Genomic DNA, 2,296 nt, shown 5'->3' on the forward strand with positions numbered 1-2,296 from the left:
CGCCGGGGCGACCATGAGCACCGGGCCCGCTCTGGCTTCGGGCAATTACTCGATCTGGACCGAGCCCACCGCGTGCCAGGGCGTGCCGCGCGGCGTCCAGAGCTCCGGCCCCGGACTCACGGTCCAGGCCGGCGCCGCGCACTGATGGCGTGATATCCACGGCTACGTGAAGTGGGGCGAGCCCAGGCAGGTCAACGACTTCGGAGGAGCTCATCAAATAGCTGTTGTCCGGCCTTGTGCCCTGTGCCTAGCATGACATCGGCGCCGCTTCGGAGCCGGGCAGGAGGTGAAGATGCTCAAGTGCCCGGATCTCGCGATTGCCATCACCATCGCCTCGACGCTTCTCGCGTCGGCGGCCGTTTCCTCTCCCGACCCCGCGCAAAACATCCCGGTCTGCGTGCAGCCCGGGAACCAGTACCAAGCCCGAATCGTCGTAGACGGCCAGGGCGGGGCGATCGTCACGTGGACGGACTATCGTGCCGCGGACGACATCAGCATTCGCGCGCAGCGGATCTCTCCGGCGGGAGAGATCCTGTGGGGCGGCGCAGGGGCTGAGGTGGGCAGGGCGAGCGACTTCGCGGACGCCGGCATTCCCCTGTCCGACGGAGCGGGCGGTGTCTTCGTCGTATGGAGCCGCCGAGTCGGGGCTCCCTGGCCCGGTGGCGAGGTCGATCTCTTCGCCCAACATCTCGGGCCTCAAGGCCAGAAGCTTTGGGCGGCCGATGGCATGTCGGTCTGCACGGCCCGCGAGTTCCAGCTCGGGCAGGACCTGACCTCCGATGGCGCCGGCGGCTTGATCGTTTCGTGGGAGGACCATCGCGAGCTTTACATCGGCGGCACCGCGCAGAGCGACATCTACGCGCAACGACTCGACGCTTCCGGGTCGGCGCTCTGGACTGAAAACGGAGTGATGGTCTGCACCGCCGACGGGACTCAGCACGTGCCTCGACTGGTTTCCGATGACGCGCACGGTGCGGTCGTGGTTTGGGCAGACTATCGAGCGGGATTTGGCGACATCTACGCGCAACGCGTGGGCCCGGCTGGAGAAAGGTTGTGGCCCGCGGAGGGCGTTTCCGTCTGCGTGGGGTGCCGTTTCGAGGGGTACTTGCAGATGGTCCCTGGCGGCGAAGGCGGGGCCATCGCGCTGTGGCACGATGGCCGCGATCCCCAGCCACCGTATGGGACCGTGTCCGTCTTCGCTCAAAAGCTCCTCTTGAGCGGGGCCGTGGTGTGGCCGGTGAACGGAATCCAGGTTTCCCCCAAAGTCGTCCAGGTGGCGGAGACGAGAGCCATCTCGGACGGTGCCGGCGGCGCCATGATCGCCTGGCAGCAAAACGCGCCCGCGTCGCTCGATGTCGCCAATCTCCGCGCTCAACACATCGATGCCGATGGAGCGCCCCTCTGGTCGATCGATGGTGTGACCTTGGATCAGACGACTTGGCAGGAAGGCACCTCCGGTCTCACATCCGACGGAGCGGGTGGGGCCTTCCTGGCGTGGTCGAAGGAGTCGGGCATCTACGCGCGGAGAATCTCGAAGGGCGGATCCCTGATCGGACCCGGCGCGCAGAAGATCTCGACGACCGACCTACCCAACGTGGCCCCGTCCATCTGCTCGGATGGATCGGGCGGGGCCTTCGTGAGCTGGAGCGAGCTTCGCCTGGATGACGATCCCCATACGACTCAGCCGTTTATCGGCGATCTCTACGCTGGGCGGTTGCTCCGAAGCGGCAGGCCACCCGTGAGACCTGTCGCACAAGCACTGGGCTCTCCCGAGGAGCTCTCGAATCGCGACGGCGCGATTCAGTTCTCGTTGTCCGAAGGCGGCCCGATCGCCATCCGAGTCTTCGACACCAGTGGGCGATGCGTACGCCGCCTAGCGCCCGGCGAGTTCACTGCCGGGACTCACCGCGTGACGGCTCCCGTGACCGACGAGGGAGGTGCGCGTCTACGGCCTGGCGTCTACTTCTATCAGCTCACGGGAGCTTCTCGGACTCAGAAGGGGCGGTTCGTGATCCTGCGCTGAACCAGAACGGCGGGAAGCTGGATCACGAAAGACGGGCGTCCCGGGTCGTTCTAGCTCGAGCGACGAAGCCGCGCGGCGTTGCTCGCGTAGAGCTGGATCGCGGCCTCGATCACCCGCTTCGCCTCGCTGTGCCGGCGCCCACGGGGATCGGCAACCCGGCACGGATCAGAGCCTCGAGCGCGCGCTGCTGGCGAGGCGGGCTCACCCAGCGCGCCAGCTCCTCCTTGGCCACTTTCGGAAACGTGGGATAGACCGCGAGGAGCTGCTTCACCG

General features: G+C 66.9%; 1 protein-coding gene. It reads left to right on the forward strand.

Annotated features, from left to right (window positions below; all coding sequences use genetic code 11):
• The first annotated feature begins 292 nt into the window (after nt 1-292).
• Nucleotides 293-2,023 carry a hypothetical protein gene (locus tag VFQ05_08575; protein ID HET9326811.1) on the forward strand — a complete coding sequence of 577 codons (1,731 nt, stop codon included), beginning with the start codon at nt 293-295 and terminating at the stop codon, nt 2,021-2,023.
• Nucleotides 2,024-2,296 lie beyond the last annotated feature (273 nt).

This window comes from Candidatus Eisenbacteria bacterium (assembly GCA_035712145.1).
Classification (GTDB): domain Bacteria; phylum Eisenbacteria; class RBG-16-71-46; order RBG-16-71-46; family RBG-16-71-46; genus DASTBI01.

Bases quoted from the DNA above. Each gene is read 5' to 3' on its own strand.
- VFQ05_08575 (HET9326811.1), top strand. From the start codon at position 293: ATGCTCAAGTGCCCGGATCTCGCGATTGCCATCACCATCGCCTCGACG.